Consider the following 1,802-nt stretch of genomic DNA (forward strand, 5'->3'; position numbering starts at 1 on the left):
GATCAAAAGCATGACCAAAAGGAGAGCAGCAAGGAGTTCAACAAAGCCGCTTAAATTCAAGACTCACAGGCGACAACTAGCTTGACATTCACCGCGCTGCGAGTCCTGACGGTTCAGGGCCAGCTCCAGGCCTTGTTAGAAAAACTTCTTCTTGAGCCGGTCAATCTTGATAAAGCAACTTCTTTTCTGTAAATTTCCGAGATTTGGTTTTGGGTGCTGGTGATTAGCAATGCTCAGGGTTTCATGGAGAGGTAGATTTTTGCGGTCATCCACTCCTCATCTTGTTCGGCCAGCAAGGCACTGACCAGGCGCAGGCAACTGGCGGTGTTGGGGAACAAAGTGGCCACGCGGGTTCTGCGTTTGAGTTCCTTGTTCAAGCGTTCCAAACCATTGGTGGTACGCATGCGAACCCGATGCGCCTCAGGCAAGTCGAAGACGGCAAAGCCCTCAGGCAGATTAGTCGAAGCCCAGGCGGCCAGTTGCGGATGGCTGACTTGCCAGTCTTTGAGCGCTGCGTTGAGCAGTCGCTGTGCCTCAATGGCATCGTTCGCATTGAAGATGCCGCGTATTTGGCGGGCCACCGGCGTGCGCTGCTCCAGCCGGCTGACGTAGCCCTGCGCGTTGCGTTGCAGGTGGAACTGGCAGCGCTGCCAGGGCACACCGGGAAACATCGCCTTGCGTGCCGCTTTCAGGCCGGCATAATCGTCACTGGCGAGGAACTTGACCCCGCGCAGGCCGCGCTCAATCAGGCTGTCCAGAAAGGCGCGCCAATGCACCTCGGCCTCTGAAAGCGCCACCGACACGCCCAGCACCCGGCGATGGCCGGACGCCGTTACGCCGATGGCCACCAAAACAGCACAGTCCACGACCCGGCCCGCTTCGCGCACCCGCTCATACCGGGCGTCCAAAATCACGTACGGTGTCTCATTCCCAAGGGCCGCGTGCGCCAGGCCTGCAAGCCCGTGTCCAGCAGCGCCGTGCAACGGCTGATTTGCGTGCTGGAGATGCTCAACTCCGGCCCCACCAGCTTTTGCAACACTTCGATGACTTTTCGGGTGGACACGCCCTGCACGTACATCTCGGCGAGCGCCAGATTCATCGCCTGCTCCGAGCAGCTGCCGCGCTCCAGGGCGCTGGGATAAAAACCGCCCGAGCGCACCTGCGGCACCTCAAAAGTGACTTCGCCCATGCGGGTCAGGACAGTTTTGTCCTTGTAGTCATTGGCGTAATCGACACGCTGAGCCGAGCGCTCGTACGGCCTGGCCTGAAGGTGCTGGGCCCGTTCAATGCGGGACGCTTCATTGACCAGGATACGCAAGGCTTCACCGGCGCCGTCCAGGCCATTGGCGAGCAAGCAGGCATAGGCTTCGTGCAGCGGGTGGTTGCAGTCATCAAGTTGGGTTCGTTGGGCCATAGGAAGTACGTTCTCTTTCTGTGTCGGTCCAGGCTTGCCAGTCAGTGCCAACGAGGGGGGGGCCTCCGGCGGCCTGGCAGGGCTTAAATTGAAAAATCCCAAAACCCGAAACTTCCAAACAGGTTCAGTTTCAGTGGTCGGGGAAATTACAGAACGAATGTTGCACTACCTTGGCCACTGCGTGGGTGCCTTTGCTGGCAATGTCTTGCAGCTCGGCTCTCTCTTGTTCTGACAAAGTGACTTTGTAATGTTCCATCCCCCATTGTCAACGTCACATAGTTCGTGACGCGACACTAGGGCGTGTTAACTCAAAATTGACAAGCCGAGGCGTTGCTGGAAAAATGTAGGAATGCAACTGACTCGTGAACAATTCGAACTGATCGCGCCG

1 pseudogene is annotated in these 1,802 nt (G+C 57.8%); it reads right to left on the minus strand.

Annotation, left to right across the window (positions count from 1 at the left end):
• Positions 1-233: 233 nt before the first annotated feature.
• A pseudogene (locus tag IWX85_RS20100) lies at positions 234-1,414 on the minus strand (IS256 family transposase).
• Positions 1,415-1,802: the final 388 nt, after the last annotated feature.

The sequence above is a fragment of the Polaromonas sp. CG_9.11 genome (assembly GCF_015752225.1).
Classification (GTDB): Bacteria; Pseudomonadota; Gammaproteobacteria; order Burkholderiales; family Burkholderiaceae_C; genus Polaromonas.